The sequence below is a fragment of the Pseudomonas sp. NFX183 genome (genome assembly GCF_047943075.1).
GTDB lineage: Bacteria > Pseudomonadota > Gammaproteobacteria > Pseudomonadales > Pseudomonadaceae > Aquipseudomonas.
Genome location: NZ_CP181333.1, coordinates 5,601,998 through 5,616,790 on the forward strand (window position 1 = coordinate 5,601,998; position 14,793 = coordinate 5,616,790).

Consider the following 14,793-nt stretch of genomic DNA (forward strand, 5'->3'; position numbering starts at 1 on the left):
GTGACGTTCGTTAACCTGAAAATGTGGGAGGGAACAACCCCTCCCACATCGGGTATGGCGTGATTACTGGCTGATTGCGCCGTCGACCAGCACCTGCGCTTCTTCCACCAGTTGCTTGAGGTGATCCTCGCCCACAAAGCTCTCGGCGTAGATCTTGTAGATGTCCTCGGTGCCCGATGGGCGCGCGGCAAACCAGCCGTTTTCGGTCATCACCTTCAAACCGCCAATCGCCTGGTTATTGCCCGGTGCATGGCTGAGGATCTGCTGGATGCTTTCCCCGGCCAATTGCGTGGACGTGACCTGTTCCGGCGACAGCTTGCCCAGCAAGGCTTTCTGCGCCGGGGTGGCCTTGGCGTCAACGCGGATCGCGAAGGGCTCGCCCAGTGCGTCGGTCAGGCCACGGTAGATCTGGCTTGGGTCCTGGCCTTTGCGCGAGGTCATTTCCGCCGCCAGCAGGGCCGGAATCAAGCCATCCTTGTCGGTGCTCCACACCGTGCCGTCCTTGCGCAGGAACGAGGCACCGGCGCTCTCTTCGCCGCCGAAACCCAGGGAGCCTTCAAACAGGCCATCGGCAAACCATTTGAAGCCAACGGGCACTTCGTACAGACGACGGCCAATACGCGCGGCCACGCGGTCGATCAAGCCACTGCTGACCACGGTCTTGCCCACGGCGGCATCGGCGCGCCAGTCCGGGCGGTTCTGGAACAGGTAATCGATAGAGACGGCCAGATAATTGTTCGGCGCCAGCAGGCCGCCGGACGGCGTGACGATGCCGTGGCGATCGTGGTCCGGGTCGCACGCGAAGGCCACGTCGAACCGCTCCTTGAGGCCGATCAAGCCTTGCATCGCATAGCTGGAGGACGGGTCCATACGGATCTGGCCGTCCCAGTCGACGCTCATGAAGCGGAAGGTGGAATCGACTTCAGTGTTCACCACGTCCAGGTTCAAGCGGTAGTGCTCGGCAATCGCCGACCAGTAGCGCACCCCTGCGCCGCCCAGCGGATCGACGCCCAGGCGCAAATCGGCGCTGCGGATGGCGTCCATGTCGATCACGTTGACCAGGTCGGCCACGTAGCTGTTGAGGTAATCGTGGCGGTGCGTGGTATCGGCCTTGAGCGCCTGGGCGTGGGTGATACGCTTGACCCCGGCGAGTTTGTTGGCCAGCAGTTCGTTGGCCTTGGCTTCGATCCACTTGGTGACGTGAGTATCGGCTGGGCCGCCATTGGGCGGGTTGTACTTGTAGCCGCCGCTTTGCGGCGGGTTGTGCGACGGCGTGATCACGATGCCGTCGGCCAGGCCCGTGGTGCGGCCGCGGTTATAGCAGATGATGGCGTGGGAAATTGCCGGGGTCGGCGTGTATTCATCGCCCTCGGCCAGCATCACGTGCACGCCATTGGCCGCCAGGACTTCCAGCGCACTGGCACCGGCCGGTGTCGACAGCGCATGAGTGTCCAGGCCGACGAACAAAGGACCATTGATACCCTGGGCTTCGCGATACAGGCAGATGGCCTGGCTGATGGCGAGCACGTGCCACTCGTTGAAGCTCAACTCAAACGAGCTGCCGCGGTGGCCGGAGGTGCCAAAAGCCACGCGCTGGGTGGAGATCGCTGCATCAGGCTGGCCTGTGTAGTAGGCCGTGACCAGTCGCGGGATATCCACCAGCAACTGAGCTGGCGCCGGCTTGCCCGCAAAAGGACTGATAGTCATGCATGAACCTCGAAAAGAAGGATTTGGAAAAAACGACAGTTTACTGAGAGTTGGACTACTACGCGACGGTATCGATCCTACAAAACTCAGAGAAATTTCACGCATCTAGCCTGTTTGTGCCTGCCGCAGGGCATCAGCCAGTGCCGCCAGCGCAACTTCCAGGTTGGGCTGCCCATGAAAGGTATGGCTCAAACGCATGTGCTGATGGTGCAGTCCGCCGACACTGAACAACTCGCCGGGCGCCACCACCACCTGCCGGGCCAGCAAATACTGGAACACCTGGCGCATATCCACCGCCTGGGTCGAACCCAACCAGAAGGTCGCGCCGCCGGCAGGCATCCGATAAGTCACTTGATCGCCCAAATGCTGCTCGAGCAGCTGGCTCATTGCCCCGGCTTGCTCGCGCAGCAACTGACGCAGGGTGCGCAGGTGCAGATCAATCTGCCCGCTCTGATACAGGCGGGCAATCGCGCGTTGACGAATTGACGACAACCGGAACGAACGCAGCAGAAACTGGCGCTGCAATTGGCTGCTCATGTGCCGGGACAGCACGTAGCCATACGGCGCTTCTGGGCCGAGAATTTTCTCGAAGGCGGAAAACACCATCAGCCGCTCCGGGTTCACCAGATCGCGTAAGGCCGTGTGGGGTGGTTTGAAACTCAATTCCCCGCACGTATCGTTCTCCAACAGCCAGCACCCATGCTGGTCGAGCAATTGCGCCACCTTGAGGCGATCGCGCAACGCCATCGCCACGCCGGAGGGCTGGCTGACCGTCGATGACAGCAGCACCAGGCTCACGCGCTCGTCGCGCAGCAGGCCTTCAAGCGACACCAGGTCGAGGCTGCCGTCGTGCGCCCAGGGCAATTCGAGCAGGCGGATGCCGGCATCCTGCAGCAGGCGCAGGATCAGCCAGTCGCAGGGCGACTCGATAATCACCGTAGAACCGGGCAGGCCAAGCACCTCGATGAGGATATCAAGCACCCCGCGCAGGTCGGCACCGATATACACATCGTCGGCGTGCCAGCAGCGCGTCGGCGACGACGTGTAACGCGCCGCCAGCGCCGCGCGCAGCTCCCACACCCCACATGGCTGGGACCAGGGCTGCAAGTGGTGCGGGTACTGGCGCACCAGCTCCCGCTCCAGGCGCAACAGCGTGCTGTCCAGCGAGGCCAACAAGGCAGGCTCATCGCCACTGAGCACGACCATGCCCGGGCGTCGCGCCGCCACATAGAGGCGCTCGAGCAAATCCCCGCTTGGCCACGTCGATGTGCTGCCGGCAAGCGGCCAGGCGTAATAGCCTGACTTGGCCACTGAGTACACCCTTCCCTCTTTCTCCAGCAGCGAGTAAGCGTACTGGATGGTGGAGATGGACACGTTCAGGCGTTGGGATAACTGGCGCAGAGACGGCAGCTTCACCCGGCTATCGCTGCTGACCTCGTCAATCAGGTTGATCATGTAGCGATACACCGCCTGATAGGCGAAATCCGCCTGCCGCACGCCACGCAGGGTCATCGCCCGGACAGCTGCAAGGCCATGTCGGCAGTGGGCGTCGACCGTTCCTGACGACAACCGCGAGCGGTACTACCAGGGCCGCCCGGCATTGGCCGCTTGCGGTACAGATGCTGGAGCAACGGCAGCGGCAGCCCGCTGGCGTCGGTGACCCATTGCTGCAGCATCTCGGCAGCGGGCTTGCCCTGCAGCACTTTGTGCAGTTCCGGCAGCGCCACTAGCATGCCCGAGTGGCACTGGCGCAAATAACCTTCCAATCGCTCACCGTGGTGGATAAAGGGCGAAAACAGCAGACAGATCAACTGGCCTTCATCCAGGCCGAAAAACCGCTGGGCGTGCTGGGCCGACACGGCACGTCCTTCACGGCTGACCGTTTGGGTGATCAATGCTTCGCACACCTGCCGACGACGCAAGTAATTCGCGGCCTGCAGCATGAACCCTTCGACGCCCGCTTCGTAATCCAGCGCCCTCAGGCTCTCGGCTTGCAGGCCGCGCAGGTGCGCCATCAACATTGGGTTGGCAAAGGTCGGATGACTCAGATGAAAGCCCAATGGATCCGGGTTATAGGCCATGAACTCGGTGAGCAACGGCGCGCAACCGCGGTCAATGCCGTCCAGCAGGTCGGCGATACCGATGTACGCGAGGTGGCGGTGGCCACCCGGGCTGGTGTCGCTCTTCGCCACATAGTGCTCACCGTACAAGTCGCGATAAATGTCGTCACTCCACTGATCCATGCGCGCGAACAGCCCATTGAGCGTCGCGGGCCTGCCCGCAGGAACCTGAACGCCCGCGGCCTGGGCGGTCTTTTTCAGCCAGGCGAGCAACTGGCCCTGCTTGCGCGCGCAATCGCCGCTGACCAATGCATGCACGCCACCGTCCCAGGCGGTGACGCGCTGGTAGAAGTCGCCCAGGGCCAGATAGGTCTCGTTGCACAGTGTTGCGCGAACGTCACCGGAGGACAGATGCCCCATCATCAGCATGTTGCGCTGGCTGGCCTCGCGCCCAGTGGCGGAGGCCGGGCGCTGGTGGTTGAAAGGCAGCACCTGGTGATTTTCCACCATCAGCAGTTCAACCCGTGGGTCGTCGTGAAAAAACAACTGGCTGTAGCCGCGGTGAAGCGTGTCGAGCGTGCCTTGGGTCATGCCGCTGTGACGCAAGGTGGCCACCCGCAGTTGGAACGTCCTGGGGGCACGGCCGGCGATGCTCAATTGCGCGGCACGCAACAGCGCCAGGGTGTAGCTGCTCACTTCACCGCCGCCATGGGCCACCAGCACCTTGTAATCGCCCACCTGCTCCATACCGCCAGCGGCAACGACAATCCGCTGTATCAACAATTGAAGTGCAGTGCGTTCTGCACGATTGAAGTGCCCGATGAGCCGTTGCAGTACTTGCTGGTAAACATAATTCATAGCTTGTTCGTGAATAGCGCTCATAGCTCTACTACCTGAGTTGAAATATCAGTTTCAAGCAACTACCGAGACGCACTGCCCGGTCTATTGCATCTGTAAGAAGGGGTGCCCGCGCTACCGTGTTCGCGATAAATAAACACTAGCACTCTGCAATTAACCGACATGGAATATGCACCGGCGCACCGTTGGAGCATCCATTGCGCCAACAGGCCGTGCGTGAGGCGTCCAGGCCGTCAATACGGAAATCCTAGGAATGCTCCGACGGCCCCCTACACTCATTTATCCTTGAACTAGAAGATGAATCTGACACATAAAAATCTTCTAACTTTGACCTCCGCTGGTTTATCGATTGAGGTTCGCCTGGAAAGTACCCGCATCCTCGGGTCCAGGCAGTTGCTGCATTATCGTGGGTAGTTGCAGGGACTGCCTGCTGGGGTATCAGAGTATCAATCATTACTCGGTCCTTGAGTTGAACGTGAAGACTCAATTATCAGGACTGGAATAATGATTAACAGATACAGAAGCCGGTCGAAAACCAGTTCAGATAATTATCCGTTGCCGCGTAAATAGCGCGCACACAAAGACGCCGCGCTGAAAATCAGGGCGGCGGCAGGGGCAAAGGTATCGTTTACAGGACCGACAGACGCTCGCGCGTTTCATGCAACGCGCGGGTTAAGCCCTGCTAAATGGCGCATTTGTCTCATACGCCCAGGGCTCGGATGACTCATTTGCGAATATTCCTACACCTCAAACAGCTTCAACCTGCAACGCAACGCGTTCGCGACACGGGCATTCGTCCATATAGCGGTGCGCTTCCACGAACTGATTGAATGGAAACACCGTCGTTTTCAACGGCACCAGTACGCGGTCGGCCGTCAGTTGGTTGATATCACGCAGCGCACGCTGCAAGGCCACCTGGTCCTGAATGATGCCCAGCTCCGGCTTGCCGGTGAAGTTGCCGATGCAATGCACAAAGAACTGAATGTTCTTCTGAAACGCTGCGCACGCCGGAAACGGTGTCTGGTTGCCGCCTTGCAGGCCATACAGCACCAGGCTGCCACGCGGTGCCAGCACGTCACCGAGCAACGACATCTGCGGGCCGCCCAAACCATCGAACACCACGTCAACGCCGCGGTTATCGGTGAACTTGTTGACCTGCATGAGCAAGTCCTGTTCTTCGGTGACAATCACCTTTTCTGCCCCGAGGGACAGCAGGTACTCACGCTCCGCGCTGTCTTTGGTCGCGGCAATCACCCGCACACCCAGGGCTTTGCCCAGTTGTACGAACGAGGGGCCGGCGCAGTGGCTGGCGTCGGTCACCAGGGCAAACTGGCCGGGCTTGACCCGCGCCAGGTCTACATAGGCAAAGTAGGCAATCAGCAGCGGCGTGTAGTGCACGCTGGCTTCAATCGGGCTCAACACGTCCGGATAACGGGTCAAGGCCGAACGGGGCAGGACGATCTGTTCGCCATACACCGGGTAATCATTGGGGCTCTCGGCCGGAAAACTGGCCACTTTATCGCCCACCGCCAAGTCATCCACGCCGTCGCCGACGGCTACAACCACCCCGGCCATCTCGTGGCCAAGGCCCGACGGCAGACGTGCATGGGAAGACGCCAGGTTCTGGCGCCACAAAATGTCATACCAGCTGATGCCAATCGCGTCGACACGCACCTGCACTTCGCCCGGCGCGGGCAGCGCGGCTACATGCTCTTCGCACTTGAGCACCTCGGCCGGACCAAACTTGTGAAAACGGATCGTGCGGGACATCGCAAACCTCGTCAAAGTAACCTCTAATGCCATGAACTCTATCTGGGCTTTCCAGGTAAGACCACCGGTCGCCGTTAATAGTCGACATGCCTGCCATTGATTCCGCAACTGAGGAATGGACCCCAGATCTTGTAGGAAAACTCAATTAGCCGGTGCAGAGTACCAGCCTTTCCCCGTAAGATTCATGCCGGTCATTGTTTACATGTGGCCGCTCTCGTCAAGCTCGCTGACTCTTCCAGGACACAAGATGAACCGTAACGACCTGCGTCGTGTCGACCTTAACCTCTTGATCGTATTCGAAACCTTGATGCATGAGCGCAGTGTGACCCGTGCCGCCGAGAAGTTGTTCCTTGGCCAGCCGGCCATCAGTGCGGCGTTGTCGCGCCTGCGTGGACTGTTCGATGACCCGCTGTTTGTGCGCACCGGGCGCAGCATGGAGCCGTCCGCCCGCGCTGTAGAGATTTTCGCCCTGCTCTCCCCGGCCCTGGACTCGATTTCCACCGCCGTGAGCCGCGCCGCCGAGTTCGACCCGGCCACCAGCACGGCCGTGTTCCGCATCGGTTTGTCGGACGATGTCGAATTCGCCCTGCTCCCCCAGTTGCTCAAACGCCTGCGCGCCGAAGCGCCGGGCATCGTGCTGGTGGTGCGCCGGGTCAATTACATCCTGATGCCGGGTCTGCTGGCCTCCGGTGAAATTTCCATCGGCGTGAGCTACACCGCCGACCTGCCGGCCAACGCCAAGCGCAAGGTCCTGCGCCGCAGCCTGCCGAAACTGCTGCGCGCCGACAGCGTGCCCGGCTCGCTGAGCCTGGATGACTTTTGCGCCCGCCCCCACGCTCTGGTGTCATTCGCCGGCGACCTGAGCGGGTTTATTGATGAAGAGCTGGAAAAACTCGACCGCAAACGCCACGTGGTCCTAGCCGTGCCGCAGTTCAACGGCCTGGGCACATTGCTGGCCGGCACCGATATCCTGGCCACCGTGCCGGACTACGCCGCCGAGGCGCTGACCTCAGCGGGCGGTTTGCGCGCAGAAGACCCGCCGTTGCCCGTACGCTCGTTCGAATTGCACATGGCCTGGCGTGGCTCGCAGGACAACGATCCGGGAGAGCGCTGGTTGCGCTCGCGGATTCAGATGTTCTTTGGCGACCCCGACAGCCTCTGATCGCCGTCTGCCCCCCCTCAATCAACCAACGCCACCTTGCGCGCCACTGCCCATGGCGCTATCAGGCGTTGCGGGGTCTGGCAGGTCTTGCGTTTGAACACGAAGTTGCGGCACTTCTCGGCGAACTGTTGGCGGTTGTGCACCATGTCTTGCTGCATCTGCGCCAGTTCGTGTTCGCGACAGCGTTCCACCTGATCCAGGTCCATCGTTGCCTTGCGCGCGCGCGCCAGCACGTAGTGCTCATCGTCGAGCGCGCGGGTGGCTTGTTGCATAAGCCATAGGCCAAATGCCTGTGGGCACCGTGGGCCGATGGCCTGAACCATGCCGTAGTGCTGGGCCTGGTCGGCACTGATCGGCAGGCATTCTTGCGTGAGCCGCTGCGCCACTTCGCTGCCGACGGCACGTGGCAGGCTGTAGGTCCAGTACTCGGAGCCATACAAACCCATGGTTTTGTAATGCGGGTTGAGCACCACGCCCTCACGGGCGAAAACGATGTCGGCCGCCAGCGCCAACATCACGCCGCCGGCTCCGGCACTGCCGGTCAGGCCGCTGACCACCAGCTGCCGGGCCGTGAGCAGCTCCTTGCAAACTTCGTCGATGGCCTGGATGTTGGCCCAGGCTTCCAGCCCAGGCACCGTGGCGGCCTGAATCACATTGAGGTGCACGCCGTTGGAAAAGCTGTCACGCCCGCCCTTGATCAACAGCACCTGGGTGTCTCGCGCCTTGGCCCAACGCAATGCAGCCACCAGACGCAGGCATTGCTCGGTGCTCATGGCGCCGTTGTAGAACTCAAACGTCAGTTCGCCGACAGGCCCTGACTCTCGGTAGCGAATCGGTTGATAGGCCTGTTCATCCCACGTTTGGCTGGCGAGGGTGCTGTCCAGCACGGGAATGCCTGCGAGCTTTTCGGCCAGCACGTGACGGGCCGGCAACTTGAAGGTTTCCTCACCGGGCTGGGCTTTGCGTTTGAGCGAGCCGATCCACAGGCTGTGATCGCCGGCCGCCACCAGCACCGCGTCGTCCTGTACTGCCAGAATGTCGCCCGGCGTGCCGTGGCGTGAGTCCAGGTGCGCGTCGTACACGTAATACTGCCCGCCCCTGATGCTCGCCAGCACACCGGGTTGGCCATCGGCGGCGTCGATGTTGCGTTTGATGAAGCGTGCGCAATCGAACCAACTGAAGCTGCGGTCAGCCTGGGTCATGTTGGGCTGCAATCGCCCGATGACGTTGGGCTGCGTGTAATCAAGCGGCGCCGGGACGAAGCCCCGGGCGAATTTTGCCACCACGTCGCGGATGCAATCGATGGCTGCGTCACTGACCAGGCCGTTGTACAGCTCGGATTTGCGCACGTCGGCCGGCATGTCGAATTCACGCGTCGACCAGATCGGCCCGGCGTCCATTTCCTCCACCGCCTGCAGGGCGGTCACGCCCCAGCGGCTGACCTGCCGGGTGATGGCCCAGTCCAGCGCACTGGCGCCGCGGTCGCCGACGATCCCCGGATGGATGATCACGACCGGGCGTTCCGGGTTGCTCCACAGCTGCTGTGGCACACGGTCCTTCAGAAACGGGCAGATCACCACATCGGCGCCTGACGCCTCAACCTGCTCGCACACCGTGGCGGCATCGGTGAACAGCACTACGCTGGGCGCGTGACCCGCCTGGCGCAAGTCCAGCCAGGCGCGCTGGGTCAAACCGTTGAACGCCGACGATAACAACAGGATCTTCAATGACCGCATAGCTGACTCTTCCTTGAGAATACGCGACCCGAGGCACTCATTGAGCCCTCCCTGGCCTTTGATGGAAGCATAAGGTTAGAGGCGCTGCCAGGCAGGTCACCTGATCAGGATCAATCTTGTGTCAGCCAATCGCGCATTCGTGGCCATCCGCAAAGCCATAGGCAATGCACTGGTGCTGCTCCAGGTCGCGGTCGGACAACGGCGTGCCATGGCGAGCCAGGTACGCCGGCGATGCACAAAACACGTGCCACTCACGCGTCAGCAGCCGATGCTCCACCGTGTGCGGCCAGGCGTGGCCGTCACCAATGCGCAGTGCAATGTCCACGCCCTCCTTGAACGGGTCGAGATGGCCGTCAGAGAAGGAAAGACGCTCAACCTGGCGCCTCAACCCGCAACGCTCTCCCGCCTGCCCTGGCGCGACAGGTTCAACGCCACCAGCAGCGCCAGCACGGCCATGACCATTCCCGCAATAAACCCGCCGCTATACCCCGCCTGCGCGGTCAAGCCAACCAGCAAGGTCGAGGACAGCATCTCACCCAAATCCCGCGTGCTTTGCACGGCCGTCATGTCTGTCCCCGCCTGATCGCTTTGGGCGGCGAAGGCCATGGAGGCGGTCATGATCACCACCGAGGTCGCACCGGTGGCAAACGAGCCCAGGCCTACCGCCAGCCAGATCAGCCCGGTTTGCGTGGCGAGCATGCCGGTGGCTTGCAACAGCCAGGTCAACGCAGCCACACCGGCCATGCCGACCGCGAGCATGAACGTCGGCCACAACCCCAGTACACGGATCAGCCAGGCGCCGCCGCCACAACCGAGGACGACAGTGACCATGCCGCCGCTCATGCCCAGTTGGCCGATGGCCTGCAACGACCAGCCGGCGTCGTTCAAGAACAGTTTGGACAAGCCGAAACCGGACACCGAGGTCATCGCTGACAACAGCGCCAGCAGCACCAGCGCCAGCGCCTTCGGGCGCTTGATAAACCGCCACAGCGAAGCATGCGCCACGTCCGGTTGTGTGTCTTTGGCGGGGGCCACGTGCAGCCAGCCGACGCACACCAGGCTCAGTAACGGCACCAGTGCCAGCAGGCTGAACGCCGTGGTTTGCCCCAAAGCCCCGCTGAGCAACAAGGTGCCGGCGCCGCCAACGAAAAAGCCGACCATGGTGCCGCCGACTTGAATGGCGTTGATCCGCGCCAGCATGTTGTCGGTGAAGTACTCGGCGGCCATGCCGTCGGTGGCGATGTCCTGCGTGGCGCTGGCCAGCGAGGCGACAATCAACAGGCCCACGGCCACGCCTGCGGTGGCCACGCTCAGGCCGATGCTTGCCAGGGTGACGATGCACAGCAAGACCAGCACCTGCATCGGTATGATCCAGCTGCGCCGCCGTCCCAGTCGCGGGCTCCAGTGGTTATCCACCTGGGGCGCCCAGATGAATTTGATCACCCACGGCAAGCCCACCAACGGCAGGAAGGCCAGCGCATGGAGTGCAGCGCCGTCATGGCGCAGCAGGGTCGGCAAGGCGTCCATCGCAATGCCGAAGCAAATGCCCTGGGACAGGTACAGCAGTGCGAAGGTCAGCACCATGCGCCAGTGTTTCAACAGTTCCAGCATCACAACTCTCCCATCAGGCAACGTTGGCGGCGGCAGCCCGTGCCGCACGCGTAAAAGAAATCAACCGGCGCAATGCCCACAAGGCACTCGCACCGCACAGCAACAACACCAGGTCGATGGGCCACAGCGGTAGACCGCCCTGCCTCACACTCTCCACCATGTGCACCACGCCCGCAGCGACAAAGGCCAGGCCCGCCACCGCCAACAAAAAGTGCAGCGGTTGACGGCGCGGCGGCATCACGCACGCCAGCAACAGGCTGGCGAGCCAACTGCCCCAGAACCACCCCGCCAACGCGCCGCTGCCCAGCGCCCCCGCGCACAGCAACACGGCGGTGGCCGTCAGCAACCCGCCGCCACCGCCGACCACCAGGCGCAACAGCACCTGCCAACCGGCGCCCGCCTTGAGGCGCCTGCGTTCCAGCCACAGGTACAAGCCGCTGAGCACCAGCACCGCCGCCGCCAACGCCATGGCGAAATGCACGGCACGCAGCAGCGGCCCGCCATAGGGCACCCAGCGGTAATCGGCAAAATGCAGCGGCTGCACGGCGATGAACGCCTGCAGCCACAGGCCGCGCCCACTGGCACTGCGGGTGCCCACCGCCACGCCGTCAGCGCCTGCGTAGGCATGGCGTTCAAACACCGCGGTGCTGGGCAACCCTTGCTGGATGCCGCTGACTTCAACCCAGGCACCCGGTTCGCCCCAGCGGTGCAGGGCGAGGTTTTGCGCCAAGAACCCGGGGTGGGCAGCGGCGTCCTCACGCAACAGCTGATCGAGGTCGACCCGCGCCGCACTTGCCTGCGCGCTGACCTGCGGCGGCGCGCCGAGTAAGTGCATGAAAGCCTGCTGCGGCGCGCCTGGAAACGCCTGCCCGGCCAAGCCCAGCGTGCCGAGCGCGCCAAGGCCCGACAGCGCGCCGGTCACGCCGAACAGCAGCAACCACGGCCCGCACCACCGCCCGATCAGGCTGTGCAGGTCATGGGCAAACACCCGCGCGCCACGGTCCCGGCGCAGGCGTTTAAGGTCTTGCAGACGCCCGCTGTGCAAGGCGCTGCCGGCCCAGATCATCAGCAGCAACACCACGCCCAGCAGGCTGATCAGCACCCGTCCGGGGAAGCCGATGAACAGGCTTTTGTGCAGATTGAACAGGATGTCGGCCGCATCGCCCGACGTGACCGCACGGCCGTTGGCCGGGTCCAGCGCGACGCTGCAATCGCCGGGCGAAGCGCACAGCTCGACCACCGAGTGGTGGCTGTCGGGCAAACGAATGCGCAATTCGTCCAGCGCCAGGCCCTTTTCACGCGCGACCTCCAGCCATTGTTCCACCGCTATCGCCGGTTTATGGCTTAACGCGGAAGGCCCGCGAAACCAGGCGCGCAAGTCTTCATGGGCCATGCTCCAGGCGCCGGTCAGCAGGATGCCAAACAGCACCACGCCAAACACCGCGCCCATCCCGGCATGTACGCGCTGCACCAGCGCCCTGGGGGCTCCCATCAGTTTCATGACCAGGTTCCATCCCATAGCAGCCAGGGCGTAAACAGCAGCAGCCAGGCGCTGGAGCGATACACCACACGCGGCCGATCCGGCGCCAGCAGCGACCACAGCAGCACCGTCACCAGAAAACCCAGCCCCAGGAACACCCCGGCATACAGCCGTTCCAGGCCGTCGCCCCACGGATAATGCCGCGCCAGCAGCACCGCCAGTTGCAGGCTGCTGAGCAGACTGCCGGCCAACGCCAGGCCGATGCGCAACGGCCAGGCGCCGAGCATCAGAACGTACCTCGCAAGGTCATGTTGAGGCTGCGCGGTTCGCCGTAGCGGTTGTTCCAATTGACGTTGGACAGGCTCTGGTAGTACTTGCGATCGGCCAGGTTGTTGCCGTTCACCGCGGCGGTCCAATGCTCGTCGATGCGATAAGCAACGCGCGCGTTGAGCAAGGCGTAGCCGCCCTGCTCCAGGGTCACTGCGCCGGATTGCGTGGAGTAATCACTTTGCGCCTGCACGCCGGCGCCGACGCTCCAGCGATGTTCTTGCCACGGCAGTTGGTATTCGGTCCAGACCCGCGCCATGTGGCGCGGGGTGAATTCGGCGTAGCGTTCGCCCGAGGCATTGTTGGTGTCCTTGAGGTATTCGGTGGTGGTGTAGGTGTAGCCAGCGGAGACGTTCCACTCAGGCGTGATGTAGCCGGTGCTTTCCAGCTCGAAGCCCTGGCTGCGCACTTTGCCGCCGCTGATGTAATAGGTGTTCGGCCCGGCGCCGGGGTGTTCGGGATCGACCTGCGGGTTGTTTTCAAGATCGATGCGGAACACCGCCAATGACACATTCAAGCGGCCATCGGCCAACTCGCCCTTGACGCCGGTTTCGTAGGTCTTGCCCTCGACCGGCTTGAGCAGATCGCCGCTCCAGGTTTGCCCGGTTTGCGGCTGGTAGACCTCGGCGTAGCTGGCGTACCACGACCAGTTCTGCGCAAAGTCCCAGATCAGGCCGCCATACGGGGTGATTTCCCGACCGGGCTTGAAGTGGCTGGTCGGCGCGTCCTGGTCCCACCAATTGGCACGGCCGCCGATCACCAGCGTCAACGGGTCGAGCAGTTTGTAGCGGGTCAGCGCGTAAACGCCTTTGGAGGTGGTGGTGGTCGAGCCCGGCGAGGTGTAGGCGCTGATCCCGGGTTTGGGCACGCTGCTCGGGTCCCAGCGATAGACATTCACCGGCACATTCAACGGCGTGGTGAACTGAGCGCTGTGCTGTTCGGTTTCGCCCTGGCTGTAGTTGCTGCCCAGCAGCAATTCATGGCTGCGGCCGAACAACGCGTAAGGCCCATCGACCGACGCATCGACGCTCTTCTGAGTGCTGTTGAAGGTATACGCCGCGCCCATCAAGTGCCCGCCATCGCCGGTGAGCGGGTCGATGGCGCCGTACGCACCGGCATAACGCAGGCTGGAGTCAGCGTCCTGGTATTCGGCGGCGACTTTGGCTTTCCAGTCGTGATCAAGTTGCTGCTCGAGGGCGCCGAACACCCGGCGCGTGGTCCACTTGAAGCGGTCCCAGTCCACGTCCAGGTACGTGGAGCGCGGCAGGTGCAGGCTGGAACCGTCCTTGGCCATCGGCACGCCGGCCATATTGGTCACCTGGTCGATGGTCTGATACTGCGCGCCCAGGGTCAGCAGCGTGTCGGGGCTCAGGTCGAACTCGGTGACACCGTAGAGCAACTGCGTGTCTTGTTTGCCGACGTCGTAGAAGTAGTCGCGGTCTTCATAAGCGGCCACCACTCGGCCACGCACGTTGCCCGATTGCGTCAACGGCCCGCCCACATCAACTTCGCCGCGGTAGCGGTCCCAACTGCCAGCACTGAGGGTGCTGCTGGCGGTGAATTGCTTTTGCGGGCGTTTGCGCACCAGGTTGACCGTGGCCGCCGGGTTGCCGCTGCCGTGGAGCAGACCGTTGGCGCCGCGCAGGATTTCGACGCGCTCGTACACCGCCATGTCCTGGGGCGAACCGGCGGTTTCACCGAGCATCGCCGGCACACCGTCCAGCTCGAACGCGTTGATCTTGAAGCCGCGCACGTAATAGGCAGTCGTCAGCAGCTGGAAGGGTTGCACCGTCACACCGGTGGCTTGCTGCATCACTTCGTCGAGGCTGAACAGGTTCTGCTGCTCGATGCGCTCGTGGTCGATCACGCTCACCGACTGCGGGGTTTCCCGCAGCGTGAGTGGCAGCTTGCCCAGGGTGGTCACGCCCGGCGGGGTCACATCGCCGGAGGTGTCGTCGCCGGCAATCTCGATACTGTCCAACTGCACGGCGGCACGCGCCGGTGCCAGCGGGCACAGGCCCAGTACCAGCGCGATCCCCACGTGTGCCCCGTTACGCTTGAAGCCCCGCCCAACCTTTGTTG

At 62.9% G+C, this 14,793-nt stretch carries 11 protein-coding genes; 1 reads left to right on the top strand and 10 read right to left on the bottom strand.

Annotated features, from left to right (window positions below; all coding sequences use genetic code 11):
* Positions 1–63: 63 nt before the first annotated feature.
* From pgm to ACM530_RS26245, 4 genes are all read right to left on the bottom strand, one after another.
* Positions 64–1,707, bottom strand: coding sequence for a phosphoglucomutase (alpha-D-glucose-1,6-bisphosphate-dependent) (gene pgm, locus ACM530_RS26230; protein ID WP_106578094.1), 1,644 nt, complete (start codon positions 1,705–1,707; stop codon positions 64–66).
* Positions 1,708–1,812: 105 nt separating this feature from the next.
* Complete coding sequence (locus tag ACM530_RS26235; RefSeq protein WP_416363540.1) at positions 1,813–3,219, bottom strand: PLP-dependent aminotransferase family protein; 1,407 nt, start codon at positions 3,217–3,219, stop codon at positions 1,813–1,815.
* On the bottom strand, positions 3,216–4,649 hold the full coding sequence (locus ACM530_RS26240; protein ID WP_416363541.1) for a hypothetical protein: 1,434 nt from the start codon (positions 4,647–4,649) through the stop codon (positions 3,216–3,218). The genes ACM530_RS26235 and ACM530_RS26240 overlap by 4 nt, the downstream gene beginning before the upstream one ends.
* 723 nt (positions 4,650–5,372) lie before the next feature.
* Positions 5,373–6,395: a zinc-dependent alcohol dehydrogenase family protein gene (locus tag ACM530_RS26245; protein WP_416363542.1), complete on the bottom strand. Its 1,023-nt coding sequence runs from the start codon at positions 6,393–6,395 to the stop codon at positions 5,373–5,375.
* Between the two features lie 247 nt (positions 6,396–6,642).
* Between ACM530_RS26245 and ACM530_RS26250 the strand changes: the two genes are divergently transcribed.
* Positions 6,643–7,557: a LysR substrate-binding domain-containing protein gene (locus ACM530_RS26250; RefSeq protein WP_028616088.1), complete on the top strand. Its 915-nt coding sequence runs from the start codon at positions 6,643–6,645 to the stop codon at positions 7,555–7,557.
* Between the two features lie 17 nt (positions 7,558–7,574).
* Here ACM530_RS26250 and ACM530_RS26255 read toward each other — a convergent pair whose 3' ends face one another.
* The 6 genes from ACM530_RS26255 to ACM530_RS26280 all read right to left on the bottom strand — a co-directional run bounded on the left by ACM530_RS26255 (position 7,575) and on the right by ACM530_RS26280 (position 14,746).
* The gene (locus ACM530_RS26255) at positions 7,575–9,293 is read right to left on the bottom strand and encodes a hydrogenase maturation protein (RefSeq protein WP_416363543.1); all 1,719 of its coding nucleotides are present in this window, start codon (positions 9,291–9,293) and stop codon (positions 7,575–7,577) included.
* A 121-nt stretch (positions 9,294–9,414) separates the two neighbouring features.
* A complete protein-coding gene (locus tag ACM530_RS26260; protein WP_347340999.1) occupies positions 9,415–9,681 on the bottom strand; it encodes a LysR substrate-binding domain-containing protein in 267 nt (88 codons plus the stop codon).
* On the bottom strand, positions 9,678–10,904 hold the full coding sequence (locus ACM530_RS26265) for a RhtX/FptX family siderophore transporter (protein WP_416363544.1): 1,227 nt from the start codon (positions 10,902–10,904) through the stop codon (positions 9,678–9,680). The genes ACM530_RS26260 and ACM530_RS26265 overlap by 4 nt, the downstream gene beginning before the upstream one ends.
* Before the next feature lie 13 nt (positions 10,905–10,917).
* Entirely contained in the window at positions 10,918–12,405 is a 1,488-nt protein-coding gene (locus ACM530_RS26270) for a PepSY-associated TM helix domain-containing protein (RefSeq protein WP_416363545.1), read from the bottom strand.
* Complete coding sequence (locus tag ACM530_RS26275) at positions 12,402–12,671, bottom strand: hypothetical protein (protein ID WP_145160526.1); 270 nt, start codon at positions 12,669–12,671, stop codon at positions 12,402–12,404. Before ACM530_RS26275 ends, ACM530_RS26270 begins: the two co-directional genes overlap by 4 nt.
* Positions 12,671–14,746 carry a TonB-dependent siderophore receptor gene (locus tag ACM530_RS26280; protein WP_416365130.1) on the bottom strand — a complete coding sequence of 692 codons (2,076 nt, stop codon included), beginning with the start codon at positions 14,744–14,746 and terminating at the stop codon, positions 12,671–12,673. The genes ACM530_RS26275 and ACM530_RS26280 overlap by 1 nt, the downstream gene beginning before the upstream one ends.
* Positions 14,747–14,793 lie beyond the last annotated feature (47 nt).